19 protein-coding genes are annotated in these 20980 nt (G+C 72.4%); 6 read left to right on the top strand and 13 right to left on the bottom strand.

Annotated elements, in window-relative coordinates:
• Positions 1-194: 194 nt before the first annotated feature.
• On the top strand, positions 195-1097 hold the full coding sequence (locus AB0J87_RS29260; protein ID WP_355209565.1) for a LysR family transcriptional regulator: 903 nt from the start codon (positions 195-197) through the stop codon (positions 1095-1097).
• Positions 1098-1230: 133 nt separating this feature from the next.
• Positions 1231-2397, top strand: coding sequence for an MFS transporter (locus tag AB0J87_RS29255; protein WP_363970202.1), 1167 nt, complete (start codon positions 1231-1233; stop codon positions 2395-2397).
• 121 nt (positions 2398-2518) lie between these two features.
• Here the strand turns inward: AB0J87_RS29255 and AB0J87_RS29250 are convergent, their stop codons facing one another.
• From AB0J87_RS29250 to lhgO, 6 genes are all read right to left on the bottom strand, one after another.
• Positions 2519-4198: a YfjP family GTPase gene (locus AB0J87_RS29250; RefSeq protein ID WP_363970200.1), complete on the bottom strand. Its 1680-nt coding sequence runs from the start codon at positions 4196-4198 to the stop codon at positions 2519-2521.
• Positions 4195-6057 carry an ABC transporter gene (locus AB0J87_RS29245; RefSeq protein WP_363970198.1) on the bottom strand — a complete coding sequence of 621 codons (1863 nt, stop codon included), beginning with the start codon at positions 6055-6057 and terminating at the stop codon, positions 4195-4197. Before AB0J87_RS29245 ends, AB0J87_RS29250 begins: the two co-directional genes overlap by 4 nt.
• A 99-nt stretch (positions 6058-6156) precedes the next feature.
• Positions 6157-6810, bottom strand: coding sequence for a response regulator transcription factor (locus AB0J87_RS29240; RefSeq protein ID WP_350738546.1), 654 nt, complete (start codon positions 6808-6810; stop codon positions 6157-6159).
• A 65-nt stretch (positions 6811-6875) separates the two neighbouring features.
• Positions 6876-8288, bottom strand: a complete 1413-nt coding sequence (locus AB0J87_RS29235; RefSeq protein ID WP_363970197.1) for a HAMP domain-containing sensor histidine kinase — start codon at positions 8286-8288, stop codon at positions 6876-6878.
• A complete protein-coding gene (locus AB0J87_RS29230) occupies positions 8288-8980 on the bottom strand; it encodes a response regulator transcription factor (RefSeq protein WP_225963761.1) in 693 nt (230 codons plus the stop codon). Before AB0J87_RS29230 ends, AB0J87_RS29235 begins: the two co-directional genes overlap by 1 nt.
• 17 nt (positions 8981-8997) lie before the next feature.
• A complete protein-coding gene (gene lhgO, locus AB0J87_RS29225; protein WP_363970195.1) occupies positions 8998-10188 on the bottom strand; it encodes an L-2-hydroxyglutarate oxidase in 1191 nt (396 codons plus the stop codon).
• A gap of 117 nt (positions 10189-10305) precedes the next feature.
• Here lhgO and AB0J87_RS29220 point away from each other — a divergent pair, with 117 nt between their 5' ends.
• Positions 10306-10704 carry a hypothetical protein gene (locus AB0J87_RS29220; RefSeq protein ID WP_363970193.1) on the top strand — a complete coding sequence of 133 codons (399 nt, stop codon included), beginning with the start codon at positions 10306-10308 and terminating at the stop codon, positions 10702-10704.
• A gap of 6 nt (positions 10705-10710) precedes the next feature.
• On the opposite strand, the gene AB0J87_RS29215 is transcribed toward AB0J87_RS29220, so the two are convergent.
• The 4 genes from AB0J87_RS29215 to AB0J87_RS29200 form a co-directional block, all read right to left on the bottom strand.
• On the bottom strand, positions 10711-11643 hold the full coding sequence (locus AB0J87_RS29215; RefSeq protein ID WP_363970191.1) for a superoxide dismutase: 933 nt from the start codon (positions 11641-11643) through the stop codon (positions 10711-10713).
• Positions 11640-12527 (bottom strand): SDR family oxidoreductase, encoded by an 888-nt coding sequence (locus AB0J87_RS29210; RefSeq protein WP_363970189.1) that lies wholly within the window; start codon positions 12525-12527, stop codon positions 11640-11642. The genes AB0J87_RS29215 and AB0J87_RS29210 overlap by 4 nt, the downstream gene beginning before the upstream one ends.
• Positions 12528-12529: 2 nt before the next feature.
• Positions 12530-13771, bottom strand: a complete 1242-nt coding sequence (locus AB0J87_RS29205) for an MFS transporter (protein WP_363970187.1) — start codon at positions 13769-13771, stop codon at positions 12530-12532.
• A 123-nt stretch (positions 13772-13894) separates the two neighbouring features.
• Positions 13895-14944 (bottom strand): hypothetical protein, encoded by a 1050-nt coding sequence (locus AB0J87_RS29200; protein WP_363970185.1) that lies wholly within the window; start codon positions 14942-14944, stop codon positions 13895-13897.
• Positions 14945-15033: 89 nt separating this feature from the next.
• Here AB0J87_RS29200 and AB0J87_RS29195 point away from each other — a divergent pair, with 89 nt between their 5' ends.
• Positions 15034-15561, top strand: a complete 528-nt coding sequence (locus tag AB0J87_RS29195) for a SigE family RNA polymerase sigma factor (RefSeq protein ID WP_363970183.1) — start codon at positions 15034-15036, stop codon at positions 15559-15561.
• A complete protein-coding gene (locus tag AB0J87_RS29190; RefSeq protein WP_363970181.1) occupies positions 15558-16715 on the top strand; it encodes a hypothetical protein in 1158 nt (385 codons plus the stop codon). The genes AB0J87_RS29195 and AB0J87_RS29190 overlap by 4 nt, the downstream gene beginning before the upstream one ends.
• Here the strand turns inward: AB0J87_RS29190 and AB0J87_RS29185 are convergent.
• Positions 16712-17980 carry an MATE family efflux transporter gene (locus AB0J87_RS29185; protein WP_363970179.1) on the bottom strand — a complete coding sequence of 423 codons (1269 nt, stop codon included), beginning with the start codon at positions 17978-17980 and terminating at the stop codon, positions 16712-16714. The two genes, AB0J87_RS29190 and AB0J87_RS29185, sit on opposite strands and share 4 nt — an antisense overlap.
• A gap of 88 nt (positions 17981-18068) precedes the next feature.
• Here AB0J87_RS29185 and AB0J87_RS29180 point away from each other — a divergent pair, with 88 nt between their 5' ends.
• Positions 18069-19037 (top strand): aldo/keto reductase, encoded by a 969-nt coding sequence (locus AB0J87_RS29180; RefSeq protein ID WP_350738478.1) that lies wholly within the window; start codon positions 18069-18071, stop codon positions 19035-19037.
• 95 nt (positions 19038-19132) lie between these two features.
• Here the strand turns inward: AB0J87_RS29180 and thpR are convergent, their stop codons facing one another.
• Positions 19133-19690 carry an RNA 2',3'-cyclic phosphodiesterase gene (thpR, locus tag AB0J87_RS29175; protein ID WP_350738481.1) on the bottom strand — a complete coding sequence of 186 codons (558 nt, stop codon included), beginning with the start codon at positions 19688-19690 and terminating at the stop codon, positions 19133-19135.
• 52 nt (positions 19691-19742) lie between these two features.
• On the bottom strand, positions 19743-20966 hold the full coding sequence (locus AB0J87_RS29170; protein ID WP_363970176.1) for an MFS transporter: 1224 nt from the start codon (positions 20964-20966) through the stop codon (positions 19743-19745).
• Between the last annotated feature and the right edge of the window lie 14 nt (positions 20967-20980).

Raw genomic sequence — 20980 nt, 5'->3', positions numbered from 1 at the left:
GACCGCCGGGGCCCTGAGCGCCGCAGAGCCCCGGCCATCCCGCCCCTGCCGTCCCGACCCGCCGCCCTGGCCGGCCGCCCGCGCCCGGCCGTCCTGACCCGGCCGTGCGTGGTCATGACCGGCGGGTGAGTATTCTCGCTGCGACGGATCCCAGCGATCGGGCGCGCCTCACGGAGTGAGGCCAAGGAGCACGGGTGATAGACACGCGGCGGTTGCGCACGCTGCGGGCGGTGGCCGACCACGGCACGGTGACCGCCGCGGCGGCCGCGCTGCACCTCACCCCCTCCGCGGTGTCCCAGCAGCTCGTCGCGCTGGAGCACGAGGTGGGCCACCGACTGTTCACCCGTGACGGCCGCGGCGTCCACCTCACCGCCGTCGGCAAGATCATGCTGGGCCACGCCAACGAGGTGCTCTCCCAGCTCGAACGTGCCAAGGCCGAGGTGGCCGCGTACGCCACGGGCGAGGCCGGCGAGGTCACCGTGGCCTGCTTCGCCACCGCGATCGGCGCCGTGCTCTCCCCCGCCATCGCCGCCCTGCGCGCCACCTCCCCCGGGCTGCACGTACGCGTGCTGGACGCCGAGGGCGACCACAGCCTGGCCATGCTGCTGGACGGCGAGGCCGACCTGGCCATCACGGTCGAGTACCGGGGCGCCCCCGACGCGGCCGACCGGCGCCTGTCCCGGCTGCCCCTCTACGCCGAGCCGTTCGACCTGGTGCTCCCCCACGACCACCCCTTGGCCTCGGAGGCGACCCTGACCTCGCTCGCCTCCGAGACCTGGATCGGCCCCTACCCGGGCAATCCGGTGCACGACGTGATCACGTTCGCCTGCCAGCAGGCGGGTTTCACACCCAACCTCGCCCACTGCTCCGACGACTTCCGGGCCGTCGTCGCCCTGGTCGGGGCCGGGGCGGGGGTGGCCCTGGTGCCGCGGCTGGCCCTCCGCGACATGGCGCTGACGGGGGTGGCGGTCCGCCGGACCCCGGGGCCCGAGCGCCGCGTCTTCGCCGCCGTACGCCGCGGCTCCGACGCCCATCCCCTCCTGCGCCCGCTCCTGTCGGCGCTGCGCACGATCGGCCGCTCTCTCGACGCGGGGTGAAACAACCCCGATTTATCCGGACATCTCCTCAGGTGTGTTCGCCAATTGGAAGGACCACCGCATGGGGCCACCCGAGCCCGAAACAAGGCAGAGGGCTGCGCGGCGTCCTGATCTTCGGGATAGCGTGCGGCGCATGGGAGGCCCGCGTCATCGAACCCTGCTCGGCCTGCCCGGCGTGCCCGCGCAGGCCGTGCTGGGGTTCCTGGCGCAGCTCACGCAGCAGGTGGCGCCCATCGGGACGGTGCTGGTGGTGCAGGGCGCGAGCGGCTCGCTGACGCTGGCGGGGGTGACCGCGGCGGCGTTCGCCATGGGGGTGGGCATGGGGCGGCCGGTCCAGGGGCGGCTCATGGACCGGCGCGGGTCCAGGCCGGTGCTGGCCGTCACCGCACTGGTGCATGTGGCCGCGCTCGTCGCGCTGGTCGCGGCCGCCGGGGACCGGCTCTGGTGGGTCGTGGTGGCGCTGGCCTGGGTGGCCGGGGCCGGGCTGCCGCCGGTCTCCGTGAGCATGCGGCTCGAATGGGGGCGCCGCGTGCCGGACGAGGGGCGTACCGCCGCCTACAGCCTGGTCTACCTGGTTCAGGAGCTGGCCATGCTGGTGGGGCCGCTGGCGTTCGGGGTGGTGATCGCCCTGACCACGACCTCGCTGGGGCTGGCTCTGGTGGCCGTCGCCGCGGGGGCCGCGACGCTGGGCTTCGCCCGGGCGCTGCGGTCGGGGGCTCGCGGGCCCGAGCGGGAGCGCGGGCGGGTGTTCGCGGACCGGCGGATGGCGGTGCTGCTGGCCGTGGTGCTGCTGCTCGGCGGGACGCTGGGGGCGCTGCAGGTGGGCGTGCCCGCGCTCGCCACCGCCCGCCATGCGCCCGCGGCCACCGGGGTGCTGGTGGCGGCGCTGTCCGTGGGCGGCATCGCGGGGGCCGCCGCCTACGGCGCCCGATCCTGGCGGTCCCGGGTCGGGGTGCGGCTGGTGGCGCTGATGCTGGCGCTCGGGGCGGTGCTGGCGCCGCTGGCGCTGGTGGAGTCGTGGCCGGTGTTCTGGATGGTGCTGTTCGGCGGGGGGCTGGCGCTCAATCCGGCGCTGACGACGTCATCGCTGCTGGTGGACGAGTTCGCGCCGGGGGCGCAGGCGGAGGCGTTCGGGTGGGTCTCCACGGCCATCGGCGTGGGAGATGCGCTGGGGTCGGGGGTGGCCGGGGTGACCGGGGAACGATTAGGGGCCTCGGCACCCTTCCTGGCGGCCTCCGGCCTCGCGCTGGCGGGCGCGGCCCTGGCGACCGTCCTCCTCCGGCGCGACGGCACGCGCTGAGCCGCGCTGCTCCCGGCACGACGGCACGGGGCGAGCCGTACTGCTCCCGGCACGACGGCACGGGGTGAGCCGTACCGCTCCCGGCGCGACGGCATCGCGCGTTCCGGGTGAGCCGGGTGGGTCAGGCGCGGGCTCGGGTGAGTGCCTCGGTGAAGCGGGCGTACCGGTCGAGCTCCGCCCGCACGGGGGCCAGCACGAGATCGTCGCCGACCCGGCCCACGGCCGTGCGCAGGGCTCTGGCCGTACGCCGGGCCCGTCGCCTGCCGCCCGCCCAGGCGGCCAGCCGTGACAGCAGCGCGATCAGCACACCCGCCAGCGCCCCGCCCACCAGCAGCACCGTCGGCCACGGCACCACGCCCACGGTCGGGAGCGGCGGCTGGGGCAGGCGCAGATAGTCCATCCCGAACAGCCCGCCCAGCCACAGGGCACCGGCCACCATGGCCGCGAACACCACCCACTGCAGGACGTTCACGGCCCGCCACCACCTGGGCCGCCGCGTCGCGCCGGCGGACGTCGTGGCCACCACCCGGTCCACCGCGTCGGTCAACTCCTGGGAGCGGGACCGCGCCGCCTGCCGCACCGCCGCCGCCCACGGGCCGGGCAGGTCCGCCGCAGCCGCCTCGCCGACGTCCCTGATCGCCGTCTCGACCCTGGCCCTCTGTACGGCCGAGGCCGCCGGGACGGACGTACGGCCGACGACCTCGGCCCCAGGCCCCTGCCCCGAAGACGCGGCCGACTTCCCCGAAGACCCGCCCGCGGGCAGCTCGCCCACCGGCCCGCCCACCGGCCCGCCCACTGGGGCCATGGTGCCGATGCGGAGCCTGCGGAGCGGGTCGGGCCTGAGCTTGCGGATCCAGCGGGTGACGGGCCAGCCGGTGGCGACGACGGCGCGGTGCCGGTGCCCCTTGGCCACCGCCTCCACGACCAGCGGCACCCCGGCCGCCTCGCAGAGCGCGGCCGTGAGCGCCCGGTCCTTCGCCTGACCCGCCGGGGCCTCCTCCGGCGCGCCGAGGCGGGCGGCGGCGGTGGCGATGTCGGCCGCCAGGCGGGTGGACCAGGACTTGCGTTCCGCGACGCGGTCGTTCAGGAGCGCGCGGAGCTCCGCGAGGCCGGCGCCGGTGCGGGCGGAGACGGCCAGGACCGGCACGCCTGCCAGGCCGTCCTCGTCCAGGAGGCGGCGCAGGTCTCGGAGACAGCGGTCCACGGCGCTGTCCGGCAGGCGGTCGACCTGGTTGAGCACCACCAGCATGACGCCCCGGTGGGCGGCCAGCCGGCGCAGGTAGCGGTCGTGGAGGGCGGCGTCGGCGTACTTCTGCGGATCCACCACCCAGACCAGGAGGTCCACCAGCTCCACCAGCCGGTCCACCTCCAGGCGGTGGGACACCTGGATGGAGTCGTGGTCGGGCAGGTCGAGGAGGACGAGTCCGGACAGGTCGGAGGCGGAGGTGGCGGGGTGGCGCTGGGGGATGTCCAGCCAGTCCAGCAGCGGGCCCGAGCCCTCCCCGTCCCACAGCGCCGCCTGGGCTGCCGAGGTGGTGGGCCGTACGACGCCCACCGCCGCCAGGTCCGTGCCGGCGAGTGCGTTGTAGAGCGACGACTTGCCGCTGCCCGTCGCGCCCGCCAGCGCGGCCACGGTGTGGTCGATCGAGAGGGTACGGCGCACGCCGGCCCGTTCGGCGACCGTCCGCGCGCCGGACACCGCCTCCTCCGGCAGCCGCCCCTCGGCCAGCTCGGCGGCCTCCAGCAGGGCGGCCAGGCGGGAGTCGAGGGACGGGCCCTCCTTGCGGCGCAGCAGCTTCACGGCGTGTCCCCCGCGTCCTGTCCGTCCCCGGCCGCGCTTTCTCCACCTGCGGTCGCGTCCTGTCCGCCCACGGTCGCGCTTTCTCCACCTGCGGTCGCGTCCTGTCCGCCCACGGTCGCGCCTTCTCCACCCACGGTCGCGTCCTGTCCGCCCGCCGCCGTCGCCGGGAGCTCCGCGCGGTGGGCATGGATGCGCTCGGCCGCGCCGCGCAGCGCGTTCGCCGTCCCCCGGGGCGGCTCCATCGCCTCCAGCTGGGCCGTGAACCGGTACGACTCCTCCTCCAGCAGCAGCCGCACCCGATCCCGCAGGTCGTCCCGCGCCCGCACGGTCAGCGTCCGCACGGCCTGGTCGCCGAAGACGGCCTCCAGCAGCTTCTGCGACAGCAGGCTCGTGCCGCCCGCGATCCCCACCTCGATCCCGGTCAGCCCTCCTGTGGAGGCGAACACGCCCAGCATGAGCAGCAGCCCCGCCCCGTTCACCCCGAACGAGGCCACGCGGGCGGCCGTCCGCCGTTCGCGCCCTTCCTCGCGTACGAGGTCCAGGACGAACTCCTGCCACCCCCGGACCGTCGCCTCCGCGCGCTTGCCCACGTCGGGGGCGGCGCGGCCGAGGCGGGCGGACTCCATCGGCCCGAGCCGCTCCAGCAGGCCGGACCCGCCGGGCGCGGCCGACCAGCCTTCCAGGGCGCGTTCGGCGGACCCGTCGGCGGCGCCCCTGATGAGCGCCCCCACCCCGCTCTCCAGGGCGTCCCTGAGCTGGCCCTCCGGCATCTGCCCGGTGAAGAAGCCGACGATCCTGTCGCGCAACCACCCGACCCGGCTCTCCAGGGAGCGCATGAGGTCGCCGGTGCCGATGAAGTCCTGCCAGCGGGCCAGCACCTCGCCCCTCAGCAGCGACCCGTCACGCATGCCCGCGTCGAAGTCGGCGATGCCGCCCGCGTAGGCGCCCGCCACGACGGAGCGCAGGGTGTCGAAGGCGGCCTGCTGGCGTTCGACGGCCACGGCCAGCGCGGGCACCCGGGTGGCCAAGCTGTCGAGCGCCCCGGACAGCGTCTGGCGTACGACGCGGGATCTCTCCGCCGCGTCGGTGGCCAGCCCCGTGAGCCAGGAGGTGATGGGCCGCACGGTCTCCTCCGGCAGCCTGGCCTTCTCCGAGGGCAGCGCCGTCTCGGGGACGGTGAACAGCAGCGTGCCGTCGAGGCCGTTCTCGGCGAGGAGGCGGGTCAGGTCGCGCGAGATGGGCTCGACCGCGTCCGGGGACACCCGGTCGAGTACGAGGGCCAGGGCGGTGCTGCGTTCGCGGGCGGAGCGCAGGAAGCTCCACGGCACCTCGTCCGCGTAACGGGCGGCCGTCGTGACGAACAGCCACAGGTCGGCGGCGGCCAGCAGTTGGGCGGCGAGCTCCCGGTTCGCGACCACCACGGAGTCGATGTCGGGTGCGTCGAGCAGCGCGAGGCCGGCGCCCAGCGCGTCGGAGGTGACCACCCGCAGCGCTCCCGGACCGGTGCCGGTGGCGCGGGACAGGCCGGGCAGCACGTTCTGGCCCATGAACCAGGTCTGGTCGGCCGGGCTGACCACGAGCGTGGGAACGAGCGTGGTGGGCCGCAGCACCCCCGGCTCGCTGACGTCGGCCCCGACCAGCGAGTTGACCAGCGTGGACTTGCCCGCCCCCGTGGACCCGCCGACGACGGCCAGCAGCGGCGCGTCGAGCGCGCGCAGCCGGGGCAGCAGGTAGTCGTCGAGCTGCCCGGCCAGTTCGCGCAGCGCACGCCGGTCTCGCGCCGCCTCACCGACCGCCAGCGGGAACAGCTCGCGATCCAGCGGCCGGCGCAGCGCCTCCAACGCGGCCAGCAGGTCCATACGGCCCACGCTAGTCTCCGGCGCGGCCAGCGGCTCCATACGACCCACGCTACGGTGAGCCGCGTCCGGCGGTCCACCGCAGGTGGTGAGGTGTCGCGCCTAGCCGGGCGGCTCCCGCAGCACGTAGCCGACGCTGCGGAGGGTGTGGATGAGGCGCGGCTCGACGTCGTCCACCTTGCGCCTGAGGTAGGACACGTACGACTCGACGACGCCGGCGTCGCCGCCGAAGTCGTAGTTCCAGACGTGGTCGAGGATCTGGGCCTTCGACAGGACCCGCCCCGCGTTGACCATGAAGTAGTGCAGCAGCTTGAACTCCGTCGGCGACAGCCGCACCTGCCGGCCGGCCCGCCACACCTCGCGGGCGTCCTCGTCCAGCTCCAGGTCGGCCACCTTGAGCTTGCTCGCCGGCGCGCCCTCCCCGCGCGTGCGCCGCAGCACCGCCCGGATCCTGGCCTGCACCTCTTCCAGGCTGAACGGCTTGGTCACGTAGTCGTCGCCCACCCGCAGGCCCGCGATCTTGTCCTCGGTGTCGCCGCGCGCGGTCAGGAACAGCACGGGGGCGTCGATCCGCTTGGCCACCTCGAACCCGTCGAGGTCCGGCAGCATCACGTCGAGCACCACGAGGTCGGGCGAGGCCCGGTCGGCCACCTCCACGGCTTCCTGCCCGTCGGCGGCGGTCAGCACCTCGAACCCGGAGAAGCGCAGGCTGGCGGACAGGAGGTCCCTGATGCTGGGCTCGTCGTCCACCACCATGATCAGCGCCTCGGGTTTCGTCACCTACTTAGAGTGACCCAGCGACCTGAGGGTTAGCTGAAGGCTCACTCCAAGGCGAGTGGGAGTTCGACCCGGAAGGTGGAGCCGGCCTCCGGCGAGCTGTCCAGCGTGACCGTGCCGCCGTGGGCCTGGACGAGCGCCCGCACGATGGCCAGGCCGAGCCCGCTGCCCCGGTCCTCGCCGGAACGGCGGCGCGATCTTGCGGAGTCGGCGCGGTAGAAGCGTTCGAAGACGTGCTCGACCTGCTCGGGCGCCAGTCCGGGGCCGTTGTCGACGACCTCGAGGAACAGCGTCTCCGAGCCCGCCCCGATGCGCACGATGATCGGCGAGCCGGGCTCGGTGTGGATGATCGCGTTGGTGACGAGGTTGCTGATGACCTGGCGCAGGCGTACCTCGTCGCCCGAGACGATCAGGGCCGCGCCGCCGACCACGTCCAGCTTGATGATCCGGTCGGGCGCGAGGATCCTGGCGTCCTGCACGGCGTCCGCGGCCAGCGCCAGCATGTCCACCGGGCGCATCTTCAGCGGCCGCTGCTGGTCCACCCTGGCCAGTAAAAGCAGGTCGTCCACCAGCAGGCTCATCCGGCCCGCGGCCTTCTCCACGCGCTGCATCAGCTCGGCGGGGTCGGCGCCGGGGTTCTGCCTGGCGTACTCGGCGAAGCCGCGGATGGAGGTCAGTGGGGTGCGCAGCTCGTGGGAGGCGTCGCCGACGAACTGGCGCATGCGGTCCTCGGAGCGGCGGGCCGCCGCCTCCGACGCCGACCGCGCCGCGAAGGCGGCCTCGATCTGGGCGAGCATCCCGTTCAGCGAGTTGGCCAGGCTCCCGACCTCGGTACGCGGGTCGGCGTCCGGCACCCGGCGGCCCAGCTCACCGCCGGCGATGGCCTCGGCCGTGCGCTCGATCTGGCCGAGCGGGCGCATGCTCCGCCGCACGATCGTGATGCCCGCGACGGTCAGGAGGAGCAGTATGCCGCCGCCGCCCAGCAGCTCGATGAGCACGAGCCGCCTGGTGATCGCGTCGACCTCCTCCAGGTCCACCGCGACCACGAGCGTCTGCCGCTGGACCACGCGCTCCAGCACCCGCCACTCGCCGTCCCCCTTGATCGCCGGCGCCGTGTACGCCTCCGTGCCCGGCGAGGGCGACAGCACCGGCTTGGGCTTCAGGTCCACGTCGCGGTCGGTGAGCATCGGCAGGAAATCGCCGCCCGGCTCCTTGACCAGGACGATCGCGTCGGACTCGATGATGATCGGCCGCTCGGAGGTCTCCCTGTCCTTGCGCCAGTCGCTCACGACCTTCTTGTGCATGCGGGCGTTGAGCAGGCCGAGCTGGCTGTCCACCCGGTCGATGAGGTAGCCGTGCAGCACCGAGACGCTCACCAGGCCGATGAAGGTCATGCCGAACCCCAGCAGGGCCAGCATCGACGCGATGAGCTTGATCCGGAGCGGCAGGCCGCGCATCAGGGACTCGGTGGCAGGCGTAGGACATATCCGACACCGCGCAGGGTGTGGATGAGCCGGGGGCTGCGGTTGTCGATCTTCCGGCGGAGCACGGACACGTACGACTCGACGATGCCCACCTCGCCCCGGAAGTCGTAGTCCCACACGTGGTCGAGGATCTGCGGCTTGGACAGGACGCGGCCGGCGTTCGTCATGAAGTAGCGCAGCAGCTTGAACTCGGTCGGCGACAGCGCCACCGCGTTGCCCCCGCGCCACACCTCGTGGCTCTCCTCGTCCAGCTCGATGTCGGCGAACGTCAGCCGCGGCGGGGCGGCCGGGAGGTCGCCGTTCGTACGGCGCAGGACCGCGTGGATCCTGGCGACCACCTCCTCCAGGCTGAACGGCTTGGTCACATAGTCGTCGCCGCCGATCGTGAGCCCGCGGATCTTGTCCTCGGTCTCGTCACGGGCGGTCAGGAACACCACGGGCGTGTGCAGCCCGCCGCCGCGCAGCCGCCGGACGATCTCGAATCCGTCCAGGTCGGGCAGCATGACGTCGAGCACGACGAGGTCGGGCCGGTGCCGTTGCACGGCGGCGACGGCGTCGTGGCCGCTCTTCGCGGTGGTCACGTCGAAACCCGCGAACCTCAGACTCGCGGCCAGGAGCTCGAGGATGTTGGGATCGTCCTCGACGATCAGCAGGCGTGATTCCATCACATCCAAGGATGCCCTCATCGGACGAGTGCTGGGACAATTCCGGCAATGTGCCGGGCAATCGCCAGGCTGGAGGTGGCGGCGGGCGAGGGCGCGTTGCGCACCAGGACGATGTTGCCGTGCACGTCCACCACGAAGTCGTCGACCAGGCGGCCGTCCCTGGCGACGGCCTGGGCGCGTACGCCGCCGGGGGCCCGTACGAGGTCGGCGGCGGTGAGCTCGGGGACGTAGCGGCGGGCGCCCCGGACGAACGCGCCTTTGACGAGGGACCCGTAGACCTCCTTGATCCCCGTGCGCCAGTGGCTCCTGGCCATGCGCAGCGTCCCCGGCCAGCCAAGAATTGGACCGAAATTTCGGATATTTCGCCAGGTGTAGCCTTCGTAGGCCAGGGCGAGCACCGCGTTCGGCCCCACCAGCACCCCGCCGTCGATCTGGCGCGTCAGATGCACCCCCAGGAACGGGTAGCGCGGATCCGGCACCGGATAGATCAGCCCGCGGACGAGATCCTTGGCCGCGCCCTGGAGCGCGTAGAACTCCCCTCGGAACGGGACGATCCGCACATCCCCCGGATGTCCCGCCATCCCGGCCACCGTGTCGGTGCCCAGGCCGCCGCACACCACCAGCCGGTCGAAGGTGAACTTCCGCTTGGCCGCGAGCACATCCACGCCCCCGGACCGCTCCCTGATCGCCCTGACCGGATGCGAGAGCCGTACGGACCCGCCCATCTCCTCCACGTCGAGCGCGAGCCGCCGCGCGACCGCGGGGAAGTCGCAGATCGCGGTGTGCGGCGAGTGGATCGCGCCGACGCCGACCGCGTGCGGCTCGATCTCGCGCAGCGCCAGCCCGTCGAGCTCGGCGATGCCCGGCACGCCGTTGGCGCGCGCCCGCTCGGCCAGCGCGCTCAGCAGCGGCCGCTCGGCACGGGTGCTCGCGACGACCAGCTTGCCGACCTCGTCGTACGGCAGCGCGTTGGCGGCGCAGTACTCCTTGAGCAGCGCCACACCCTCGCGGCACAGCCGGGCCTTGAGCGAGCCCGGCGGGTAGTAGATGCCCGCGTGGACGACGCCGCTGTTGTGGCCGGTCTGGTGGGCGCCGACGTGCGGCTCCTTGTCCAGCACGGTCACCTCGGCACCCCTGGCCCTGGCCAGCTCGCGCGCCACGGCCAGGCCGACTATGCCCGCCCCCACGACTCCGATCTTCTCCGTCACACGACGATTTTCCGGCTAACCGGCCGTCCCCGCTATATCCGGGCGATCCAGCACTTGAGCCGGTGAGCACAGCGGGCCTTTCCAGGACATTCAGTCGAACATGAGTACGATGGCGGCATGTATCTTCCGCCGGAGTGGCCACCCGAGGTCCGGCCACCCAGCGTCCCCGACTGGGAGTTGTCCGCCACGACCTGGCTCCTGGACGCGCTCCCGCCGGACTACCGGCAGCACGAGGTCCTCCGGCGCCATCCGATCGCGCTGGTCAGCATGGCGCGCTATCACGTCGACGCCGCCGTGGAGGCGGCCAGGACCGGCTACCGGAAGGCCGCCGTCGACCTGAAGGGGCACCTCCCACCGCACGCGATCGAGGCCGTGCTCGACGTCTACCGGCACGAGGGCCCGCGCCTGGTCCGGCTGGCCCGCTCGATCGAGGTGGTCGGGCAGGCCCTGCGCGGAGAGTTCTTCACCGCGACCATGCGCGGGCAGGGGCGGCGGGCGGGTCCCTCGCCGTCCTGACGCAGGTCAGGGCCGGGGGATGGCGACGGCGTCGTACGGCGTGTCCGGGGTCGGCGTCGTGTCGAAGCGGGCGTTGGGGAGGTACAACCGGGACCCGAAGGCGGCCACGGTCGCCGGCACGTCGAACCTGGGATCGCTCACCCGCCGCACGACGCGGCCCTCGGTCCCCGTCTCGTTCAGGCGCAGGACGGCCACGGCGTTGAGCCGGTTCTGCACCGCGTACAACGTCCGGCCGCGCAGCAACAGGCCGTCGCCCTCCCGCAGCGACTCGCCGTGCAGGTCCACCCGGCGGGTCGCGCCGGACGGGTCGACGCGGAACAGCCCGCCGGTGTTCGACTGCACGACGATCAGGCCGCGGCCGTCCGGAGTGGGCGTGATGCCGTTGGCGTTGAAGCCGTCGCCGTACTCCAGGTCCCCGGTGAGCGGGATCCGCACCGCGGTGGCGGGCAGCCGTCCGCCGCGCAGCGGCAGCTTGTAGAGCACCGGGTTGGTGGAGTCGGTGAACCACGCGGCGTTCCGGGTGAGGATGACGTCGTTGACGAACGCCGGGCCGGTGACCAGCCGGTAGGAGGCCAGCACCCGGCCGGTGCGGGAGTCGACGACCCGCGCGTCACCGCCCGTGCCGCCCGCCACGAACAGCCGGCCCCGCGAGTCGAGCTTCATGCCGAGCGACGGCGTGCCGGGTCCGCGGCTGATGATCGCGCCGCGCCCGGTGCGCAGGTCGGCGCGGTAGATGGAGCCGTCGGCCATGGAGCTGATGAAGGCGAAGGGGCCGGCGCCGGTAGCGATGCCCTCGGGCCGGAAACCGTCGGGCAGCGAGATCGAGGCCGGAAGATCCCCGGCCCGCCGGTCCGCGGCCGCTCCGGCGGAGCCGCCCATGGTGACGGCCAGCGCGAGCGCGGCGAGGATCGCGCCGAGGGCCCTGATCGATCGCGTCACTTGCCGCCTCCGGTCGAGGTGAACGCCGCGGCGTGGTCGCGGGCGAAGTCGGCGATGTCGCGCGGAGGGCGGCCGAGAAGGGCGGCGACCGTGTCGGTGGTGAAGTCGCCCCAGCCGGAGGCGTACGCCTGCGCGTACTCCTCCAGCATGTCGACGATCCAGGTCGGGACGCCGTAGCCGAGCAGCGTCTTGCGCTTGGCGTCGTCGCCGACCGGCAGGTACGTGACCGGCCTGCCGAGAGCCAGCCTCAATTGCTCGGCGACCTCGTCGAACGTCAGCGAGCGCGGGCCGGTGAGCGTGTACGTCTTGCCGTGGTGACGGTCGGGGTCGTCGAGGAGCACGCGGGCGGCGCACCCGGCGATGTCGCGTACGTCGATCATGCCGATCCGCGCCGAGGCCAGGTTCAGCGAGAACGTGCCGGTGGCGGCGATGTCGCCCGCCTCGTTCAGCAGGTTCTGCATGAACCAGTGCGGGCGCAGGATCGTCCAGCGCATGCCCCACTGTTCGAGCTCCTGGTCGGACAGCGCGTGCAGCCTGCCGCTGCGGTTCGGCGCGTCGTGCGCCGCGCCGACGACGGACAGGCGGACGACGCGCTCCACCCCCGCCTGGCGGGCGGCCCACCCGGCGTTCATGCTGTGCTCCGGGGCGCGCGGGCCGTTCGGGGTGAGCAGCCACACGTCCTGCACGCCCTCGAAGGCGGGCGGCAGCGACCGGGCGTCGTCGAGGTCACCCACGAACACCTCGGCCCCCTGCTCGGACAGGCGGCCCGCGCCGGACTCGTCGTGGACGAGCGCGCGGAGGCCGACCTCGGCTCCTTTCAGCGCGTCGATCAGCGCGGTGGACACGGTTCCGGTGGCCCCGGTGATCAGTACGGTGCGAGACACGCTCATTCTCCTTTGGCAGTGGCGGGGGTACGGAGCACGGTCTTCGGGGATTCGCCCGCCGACCGCTTGACGGTGATGCGTTCCAGGGCCCAGAGCACGGCGGTCCCGGCCGAAAGGGCGGCGCCCAGGACGAACACGCCGGTCCAGCCCCCGTGCACCCAGACCACGGACGCCAGCGCGGACCCCACCGCTCCCCCGGCGAAGAAGACGGTGAGGAAGGCCGAGTTGATCCGGTTGCGGGCCTCGGGCCGCAGCGCGAACAGGACGTTCTGGCTGCTGTTGAGCACCGCCTGATGCGCCAGGTCCAGCACGACCACGCCGGCGACCAGCCAGATCAGGGACCGCGCCCCCGCCGCGAGCGCCAGCCAGGACGCCACCAGCAGCACCGTCCCGGCACCGGTCACGACCTGTACGTATCCGCGGTCGGCCAGCCGCCCCGCCACCGTGGCGGTCAGCGCGCCCACGACGCCGACCAGCCCGAACAGGCCGATGGCCGACTCAGGCCAGTCGTACGGCGACCCCGACAGCAGGAAGGTCAACGCCGTCCACAGCACACTGAACGAGGCGAGGCTCAACGCGCCGATCCCCGCCCGCCACCGCAGCAGCGGCTCGTGCCGGAACATCGCCACCGTCGAGCGCAGCAGGCCGAGGTAGGTCAGGCGGCCGCCGTCCGCGCCGAGCCGGGGCAGGAACGTACGCAGCAGCACGGCCATCAGCACCATCAGGGCCGCGTTCACCCAGTAGACCGTCCGCCACCCGCCCACCTCCGACAGGGCTCCGGACGCGGCGCGCGCCAGCAACAACCCGAGCATCAGCCCGGTCATCACGGTGCCGACCACCCGGCCGCGCTCGGCCGGGTCCGCCAGCGTCGCCGCGAACGGCACCACGACCTGCGCTCCCACCGAGGTCAGCGCGGTCAGGGCGGTACCGGCCAGGAGCACCGTGCCGTTGGGAGCGGTGGCCGACACCAGCAGGAACACCGCGGTCGCCGCGTAGAGCGCCACCGCCAGCCGCCGCCGCTCCACCAGATCGCCGAGCGGCACCAGCAGGATCAGCCCCAGCGCGTACCCGCCCTGCGCGGCCGTCACCACCAGCGCCGCCTGCGACGGCCCGACGCCCAGCTCCCGGCCGATCAGGTCGAGCAGCGGCTGCGCGAAGTAGTTGCCGGCGACCGCCAACCCGGTCGCCACTGACATGAGCAGGAGCAGCCCGCGCGACAGGCGGCCGTCCGTTCGAGGTCTCATCGCCGTCATGCGGACAGCCTGGGCGATGGAGCATCTATGAGTCCAACGCATGTTTTTCATCGGAACGATCGCGTTTCACGATCGATCATTCCGAGCGGCGGACGGGGGCCGGATGGGGTGGGGTCAGCGGGTGCGGCGGGCGATGAAGGTGATGGTGCCCAGGGCGGTCGCGGCGGCGGCGATCCAGATCAGGATGTCCTTGGCCGTTAAGCCGGTGGCGCCCGCGTCGACGGCCGCCTGGGAGGTCGTGCCCGCGTCCTTCGCGGGGGCCTGCCGCGCGGCCGCGGTCGGGCTGGGGGTGGTGGCGGCGGTGGTGGCGGGTTGGGCGGCGCCGGGGATCGTGACGCGGTAGACCGGGCTTCGGGGCCCCTCCGTGCCCGTGAGCAGGTACTTGCCGTCCGCCGTGTACGTGATCGACTCCGCCTGCTTCAGCTCCGGCATCGACACCCTGGTGATCATCTCGCCCGACGGGCGGTAGAGGGTGGCCGAGAAGTACGTGCGGATGACGTACGAGGAGCCGTCGGGGGCGTAGGCGGCGTCCGTGGCCATGAGGGGCGCGGTGGCCACCTTGCGCAGGACGTTCGTCCTGTCGGTACGGAGCTTCTTCGGCGCGGCGTAGACGGACCCCGAGAACTCCTTGGACACCACGTAGAGCCGCCCCGTCTTGGGGTTGATCATGATGCCCTCCGCGTTGCGGCCGCCGTCGGCGTAGCGGAAGCGGTAGCGGGTCGCGGGCAGGGTGGCGTCCTTGATGGTCTGGGGCTCCACCACGCGGTAGATGGAGACGTCCGGCCAGGCCCCGTTGAGATTGTCGCCGATGTCCGCGAACCACAGCGTGGCCTGCCCCGTGGCCGGGTCCTTGGTCGCGGCCATGGCCTCCCAGTCTCTCGCCTGGGCGCCCTTCACCTGGAAGGTGGCCCGCGTCCGCCCCTTGCCGTCCACGGCGTAGAAGGTGGGGCTGGCGGAGCTGTCATTGTGCGTGTAGTAGGTGTCCGCGTGCGTCGGCGAGACGGCCAGGCCGCTGGACTCCGTGATCTTGGGATCCTTGAAGGTGAAAAGCTTCTCCATCCCCTCGTCCGCCACCGCCGCACGGGCGGGAACGGTGAACAGCACACTGGTGGCCATCGCCACAGCCCCCGCGGCGGCCAGCGCCCGCATCACTCCATCCCCCACTCCGACATCATGCCCCACGAGTCGCCGCCCAAGACCGACCTCCAACGCCGCCGCTCGTGTCCGCGTTGATAGCGGGTGGAAGGAGAGGCATGGACCCATATGAGGGCTTCAGGGAGTTCGTCCGCGGACGCCAGCACGCGCTGATGCGTACCGCGTACCTGCTCACCGGTAACGCCCCGCAGGCCGAGGACCTGCTGCAGACCGTTCTGATGCGGACGGCCAGGCACTGGCGCAAGCTGATGAAAGACGGCAATCCGGAGGCGTACGTCCGCAGGGCGCTCGTCAACGAGCACATCTCCTGGCGGCGGCGCAGGCGTGCCAAGGAGACGCTCACCGCGCACCCGCCGGAGATCGGGCACGGGGCCGGACCCGAGGACGAGAGCCTGCACCGCATGGCGCTGCAGCGGGCGCTCCTGCGCCTGACGCCACGGCAGCGGGCCGTGCTGGTGCTGCGGTACTACGAGGACCGCAGCGTCGACGAGACCGCCGACCTGCTCGGCTGCTCGCCCGGCACGGTCAAGAGCCAGACCAGCCACGCGCTCGGCCGCTTACGCGCCCTCGCCCCCGAGCTGGCCGAACTGCTTCACGACGTCGATCCCGAGGAGGTCTACCGATGACCCGGTTCCGTGACGAGCTCCAGCTGATCGCCGCCCAGGCGCCCGAGGTCGACCTGGCCGAGCGCGCGGTGCGGGGGGCTCGCAGGTGGAAGGCGGCGACGTTCGGCTCGGCGCTGGCGTCGCTGGTCGCGGCCGCGCTCACGGCCACCGTCCTGATCACCACCCCGGGCGGCGCCACGATGAGCGGCGAGATCGCGAACGTGCTCCCCTCCTCCGGCGTGGACCCGGCCGCGTACGCGTACTACGACTTCTGCGGCAGGCAATGGGACCCCCGGAAGAACACCAAAACCTTCGGCAAGGAATGCGCCCAGTGGCGGCTGGTGACCAGCACCGGCGGGAGCTTCCGGATGCCTGAGGCGCTCAGCGTGTACACCGAGCAGACTGCCGACAACTACATGAACACCGGCGGCCCCCTGGAGATCTCCTCGGACGGAAAGCGGGTGGCGTACTACAGCGAGAAGGACCAGCGGTTCGCGGTCCGGGACCTGGCCGACGGCCGGATCTGGCTCACCCCGCAGACCGTCACGCGGGAGACGATGGTGAAGAGCGGGATGGTGCTGGTGCTCTCCCCCGACGGGCGTTTCCTCGGCCTGCTGGGCGGGTCGAGCTCTGTGGTGGACATGGAGACGGGCCAGGTGACCGAGATCCCCGAGGGGTGGCACGTGCGGCGGATCGGTAACGGCGGGAGCCCGATCGTGGTCAGCGACGACAAGGACCGACTGGGTCTGTTCGACGGCGGGAAGGTGACGCCGTTGGGCAAGTCCGCGGACCAGCTCAGCGAGCTGTCTGCGGACGGGCGCACTCTGGCCTACCTCGACGGCGAGGAGATCAAGGACCATCTCGTGACCCGCCCCGTCGACACGATCGTCACACTCGACGTCACCACCGGCAAGATCCTGTCCAGGGCCAAGTTCACCGACGTCCCGAAGGACGTTCGAAGCCCGCGCATCGGCGGTTGGCAGAGCCCCACGGAAGTGGTGGTCAGCGACATGGCGAGGGACAGCTACTGGAGGAGCAAGGACAGGGACAAGGACAGCGTGCCCACGCTGGGCGAGGTCACGTACGCGATCGACGTCAACACCGGCCGGATCCGCAAGCTCGCCGAGTACACGTACAAAGCCTGGGCGGGCGACCTCACCCTCCCGGGTTTCTAGCCGACGAGGACCCGCCCGACGTTGGCGCTGTGGCGGTGGAAACCGGTGCCCTGGAGCACGACCAGGAGCCCGTTGGCCACCGCCATGGCCACCCACAGGCCGGTGATCCCCCAGGTCCTGGCCACGGGTACGGCGGCCACGACCAGCAGCCCGTACCCGATCGCGAAGTAGGACAGGCTGGCGGCGGAGCGTTTGAGCGCGGTGAGGCCGAAGCCCTGCACCGCCTGGGCCGCGTCCAGCAGCGACGCGAGCAACATCAGCGGCAGCAGCCCCAGCACGCGCTCCCGCACCGCCGCGTCGTCGCTGAACAGCCTCAGCAACTGCTCCCCGAGCCCGAGCAGCAGGCCCGCCCCGGTGAGCGTCCCCATGACGGCGAGCAGGGCCGCGGTGCGGTTGGCCCGGCGCGCACCCGCCGGGTCGGGGGCGCGGGCCACGTCCGGCATCGCGGCCTGGGCGACGGAGAGCGAGGCCATCATGATGAAGCCGGTGAGGGTGGTCAGCACCGCGTGGGCGGCGGTGTCGCGCGTGCTGGTGGTGCCGGCCGCGAAGGTGACGACCCCGAGCACGCCGAACTTGATGAGCACGGTCCCGGCCAGCGGGATGCTGACCTTCGCCAGGGCGACGATCTCGCCGGTCCTGGGCCGGGCCTGCCCGACGGGCCGCCCGAGCGCGCGCCGCACGCCGTAGGTCGCCACGAGCGCCGCCGCCGTGCCCGAGATCAGCCAGGCCAGGCCCACGCCGGTGAGCCCGAGCGGCGGTACCAGCACGACGGTGAGCCCGCCCAGCACCACGCCGGAGACCAGGGTCGGCCAGAGCACGCCGCGGGTGTGCCCGAGCGCGATCAGGATGGTGCTCGAACCTCCGGTGGAGGCGAAGACCAGCAGCGACACCGCGAGAAAGTACGGCAGCAGGCCCATCTCGCGCACCACCTCGCCGGGCACCCCGGTGGCGCTCGCGATCAGCGGCACGCAGATCACGGCGAGCGCGCCGACCAGGCCGGTGGCCAGGCTGAGCCAGCGCGCGTCCCGCACGATCGGCACGGCCGCCGCCGGGTCGTCCCGGTACGGGGCCACGAACGGCCCGAGCCCGCGCAGCGCGCCCTGCACCGCGGCGCCGGCGGGGTTGAGCACGGCGGTCACGACCGCGAACGCGGCCAGCGTCACTGTGTCATGCTTGCCGAGCACCGAGGTGACCACCAGGGAGCCGACCATGCCCGCGACCATCGCCAGGAACAGCGGCACGGCGGCGCGGAGTAAAGCGATCATGAAGCGCGGAGGTCCGCCGGCGCTCCATTGGAGATCATGGACCTAGTGTATGGCCTGGAGTGCACTCCAGGTCTTTAGGGTTGAAGTCATGGATTACGTCAACCTCGGACGCAGTGGCCTCCAGGTGAGTCCGCTCTGCCTCGGCACCATGAACTTCGGCCCCCTGACCACGGAGGAAGACTCCTTCGCGATCATGGACCGGGCGTTGGAGCTGGGGATCAACTTCTTCGACACGGCCAACGTGTACGGCTGGAAGCTGGGCGAGGGCATCACCGAGCAGATCGTCGGCCGGTGGTTCGCCCAGGGCGGCGGGCGCCGGGAGAAGACCGTCATCGCGACCAAGCTCAACGGCAAGATGAGCGACTGGCCCAACGACCAGAAGCTGTCCGCCCTCAACATCCGCAGGGCCTGCGACGCCTCGCTGAAGCGGCTGCAGACCGACTACATCGACATCTACCAGGCGCACCACGTCGACCGGGACACCCCGTACGAGGAGTTCTGGGAGGCGATGGACGTCCTGCGCCAGCAGGGCAAGATCATCTACGTGGGGTCGTCCAACTTCGCCGGCTGGCACATCGCCAAGGCCCAGGAGGCGGCCGCCCGGCGTAACGTCAACGGCCTCATCAGCGAGCAGTCCCACTACAACCTGCTCACCCGCGCGGTCGAGCTCGAGGTGCTGCCCGCGTGCGAGGACTACGGGCTCGGTGTGATCCCGTGGAGCCCGCTGGCCGGCGGCCTGCTCGGCGGCGTGCTGCGCAAGATCGACAAGGGCCGCTCGGCCTCCGAGCACATGGTCAAGCAGCTCGAGAAGCACCGCGACAAGATCGAGCAGTACGAGAAGCTCTGCGACGAGCTGGGCGAGGACCCGGCGTACGTGGCCCTGGCCTGGCTGCTCAAGCAGCGGGCGGTGGTCGCGCCGATCATCGGCCCGCGCACCCTGGAGCAGCTCGAGGGCAGCCTGCGCACCCTGGAGATCGACCTTGACGAGGCCACGCTGGCCCGTCTCGACGAGATCTTCCCCGGTCACAAGACGGCCCCCGAGGACTACGCCTGGTAAATCAGCTCACCAGGGCGCCGACGACGACGATGAGCAGGAGCAGGCCGAGCACAATCGGCAGCAGCCACATGCGAGGACGATCCACGGTCTGGAGCCTAGCTCTGCCCGGAGGGTGCGAGCGCCCATTCGGCGAGTGACTCGTACCTCACCTGGGGCCCTGTGTGACTGCGGACGAGACGGACCTGCTCCGCCCGCCACGGCGAGCCGCTGAACCCGGACAGCGACTCGACCAGCGGGCGCAGGTCCGTCTCCGTCTTGGCGCGGGCCAGCGTGAGGTGCGGGTGGAACCGTTTCTCATCGGTCTGTACGGCCCCGGCCCGCCGGGCGCCCGCCTTGACCGAGTCCGCCAGCCTCGTCATGGAGTCGCCCGTGACGCCCACCCAGAAGACCCTGGCCCGGCGGGCGGAGGAGAAGGCGCCGAAGCCGGTGAAGGCCAGGTCGAGGACGCTGTAGCGGTGTACGGCGCGGGCCAGGCGCTCCTCCAGCTCGGGCAGCACCTGCTCGGGCACCTCGCCGAAGAAGCCCAGCGTGATGTGCCAGGTGGCACGGTCGGGCCAGCGCAGCCCCGGCACCTGCCCGACGTGCGGCGCGATGGCGCGCGAGATCTCGTCCAGGATCTCGTCGGGCGGCACCAGCGCCGCGAACAGCCTCATACCACCTGATTGTCTCTTGCCCACCTGCCGCCTGGGCCCCAGGGGTGGGGGCTCAGGCGACGGCGAGCGCCGGCTTCGCGACGCGGGCGGTGATCAGGCGCGTCACCAGCATCGCCAGCCCGGTGCCGACCAGCACCAGCACGCCGGACAGGATCACGCCCGCCCGCGGCCCGCCCAGCTCCGACAGCCAGCCGATGAGCGGCGCGCCCACGGGAGCCCCGCCGGTGAACACCAGCATGTAGATCCCCATGACCCGGCCCCGCATGTCCGGGGACGTGGCGATCTGGACGCTGGCGTTGGCGGCCGTGTTGATGGTGATCAGCGCGATCCCGGTCGGGATCAGCAGCAGCAGGTAGACGGGGTAGAACGGGGCCAGCCCGGTGGCGATCTGGAAGAGCCCGAACCCGAGCGCCCCGGCCACCAGCACCTTGCGTGACAGGCGTGCCCGGCGCGCCGCGAGCAGCGCGCCCCCGAGCGCCCCCACCGCGAACATGCTGGAGGCCAGCCCGAACGAGGACGCCCCGGCCTTGAACACCTCGCGCGCCATGAGCGCGATCGACATCGAGAACGACTGCGAGAACATCGACACGAACCCGATCAGCAGCACCGGCATGAGCAGCTCTTCGCGCTCGATCACGTACCGGAGCCCCTCGCGGAGCTGGCCCTTGGCCCTGGGCACGGGCGCGGCGGGGTTCAGCTCGGATCTACGCATGAAGACCAGGCTGGAGATCACCGCGCCGAAGGTCGTCGCGTTGATCAGGAAGATGGGCCCCGTGCCGCCGAGCACGTAGATCAGCACACCGGCGAGCGCCGGGCCGACCACGCGGGCGAGGTTGAAGATAGAGCTGTTCAGCGCGATGGCGTTGGACAGGTCGCGCCGGCCGACCATCTCGACCACGAACGCCTGCCGCGTGGGCACCTCGACGCAGGAGATCAGGCCGAGCAGGAACGCCATCACGTACACGTGCCAGACCTGGGCCGAGCCCGTCATGGTGAGCACACCGATGGTCAGCGCCAGGGTGGCCATGAGCGACTGGGCGGCGATGAGGATGGGCCGCTTGGGGTAGCGGTCGGCGAGCACGCCGCCGAACATCCCGAAGATCAGCATCGGCAGGAACTGCAGCGCGGTCGCCGTTCCGAGCGCCGCCGCGCTGCCGTGGGTGAGGTCGAGCACCAGCCAGTCCTGGGCGGTGCGCTGCAGCCAGGTGCCGACGTTGGAGACGATGCCACCGGCCGCGAACATGCGGTAGTTGGGAATCCTGAGCGACCGGAACATCCCGGTCTTGGGTT

This window comes from Nonomuraea sp. NPDC049625 (genome assembly GCF_040675285.1).
In the GTDB taxonomy this organism is placed as follows: domain Bacteria; phylum Actinomycetota; class Actinomycetes; order Streptosporangiales; family Streptosporangiaceae; genus Nonomuraea; species Nonomuraea angiospora_A.
The sequence above is the reverse complement of the archived record's forward strand: the minus strand, read 5'-3'. Positions and strand labels throughout refer to the sequence as shown.

Excerpts from the sequence above, each read along its gene's own strand:
- AB0J87_RS29255 (WP_363970202.1), top strand. The coding sequence starts at position 1,231 with ATGGGAGGCCCGCGTCATCGAACCCTGCTCGGCCTGCCCGGCGTGCCC.
- AB0J87_RS29245 (WP_363970198.1), bottom strand. The coding sequence starts at position 6,057 with ATGGACCTGCTGGCCGCGTTGGAGGCGCTGCGCCGGCCGCTGGATCGC.
- AB0J87_RS29240 (WP_350738546.1), bottom strand. The coding sequence starts at position 6,810 with ATGGTGGTGGACGACGAGCCCAGCATCAGGGACCTCCTGTCCGCCAGC.
- AB0J87_RS29235 (WP_363970197.1), bottom strand. The coding sequence starts at position 8,288 with ATGCGCGGCCTGCCGCTCCGGATCAAGCTCATCGCGTCGATGCTGGCC.
- AB0J87_RS29230 (WP_225963761.1), bottom strand. The coding sequence starts at position 8,980 with ATGGAATCACGCCTGCTGATCGTCGAGGACGATCCCAACATCCTCGAG.
- AB0J87_RS29220 (WP_363970193.1), top strand. The coding sequence starts at position 10,306 with ATGTATCTTCCGCCGGAGTGGCCACCCGAGGTCCGGCCACCCAGCGTC.
- AB0J87_RS29205 (WP_363970187.1), bottom strand. The coding sequence starts at position 13,771 with ATGAGACCTCGAACGGACGGCCGCCTGTCGCGCGGGCTGCTCCTGCTC.
- AB0J87_RS29195 (WP_363970183.1), top strand. The coding sequence starts at position 15,034 with ATGGACCCATATGAGGGCTTCAGGGAGTTCGTCCGCGGACGCCAGCAC.
- AB0J87_RS29190 (WP_363970181.1), top strand. The coding sequence starts at position 15,558 with ATGACCCGGTTCCGTGACGAGCTCCAGCTGATCGCCGCCCAGGCGCCC.
- AB0J87_RS29185 (WP_363970179.1), bottom strand. The coding sequence starts at position 17,980 with ATGATCGCTTTACTCCGCGCCGCCGTGCCGCTGTTCCTGGCGATGGTC.
- AB0J87_RS29180 (WP_350738478.1), top strand. The coding sequence starts at position 18,069 with ATGGATTACGTCAACCTCGGACGCAGTGGCCTCCAGGTGAGTCCGCTC.
- thpR (WP_350738481.1), bottom strand. The coding sequence starts at position 19,690 with ATGAGGCTGTTCGCGGCGCTGGTGCCGCCCGACGAGATCCTGGACGAG.
- AB0J87_RS29170 (WP_363970176.1), bottom strand. The coding sequence starts at position 20,966 with ATGTTCCGGTCGCTCAGGATTCCCAACTACCGCATGTTCGCGGCCGGT.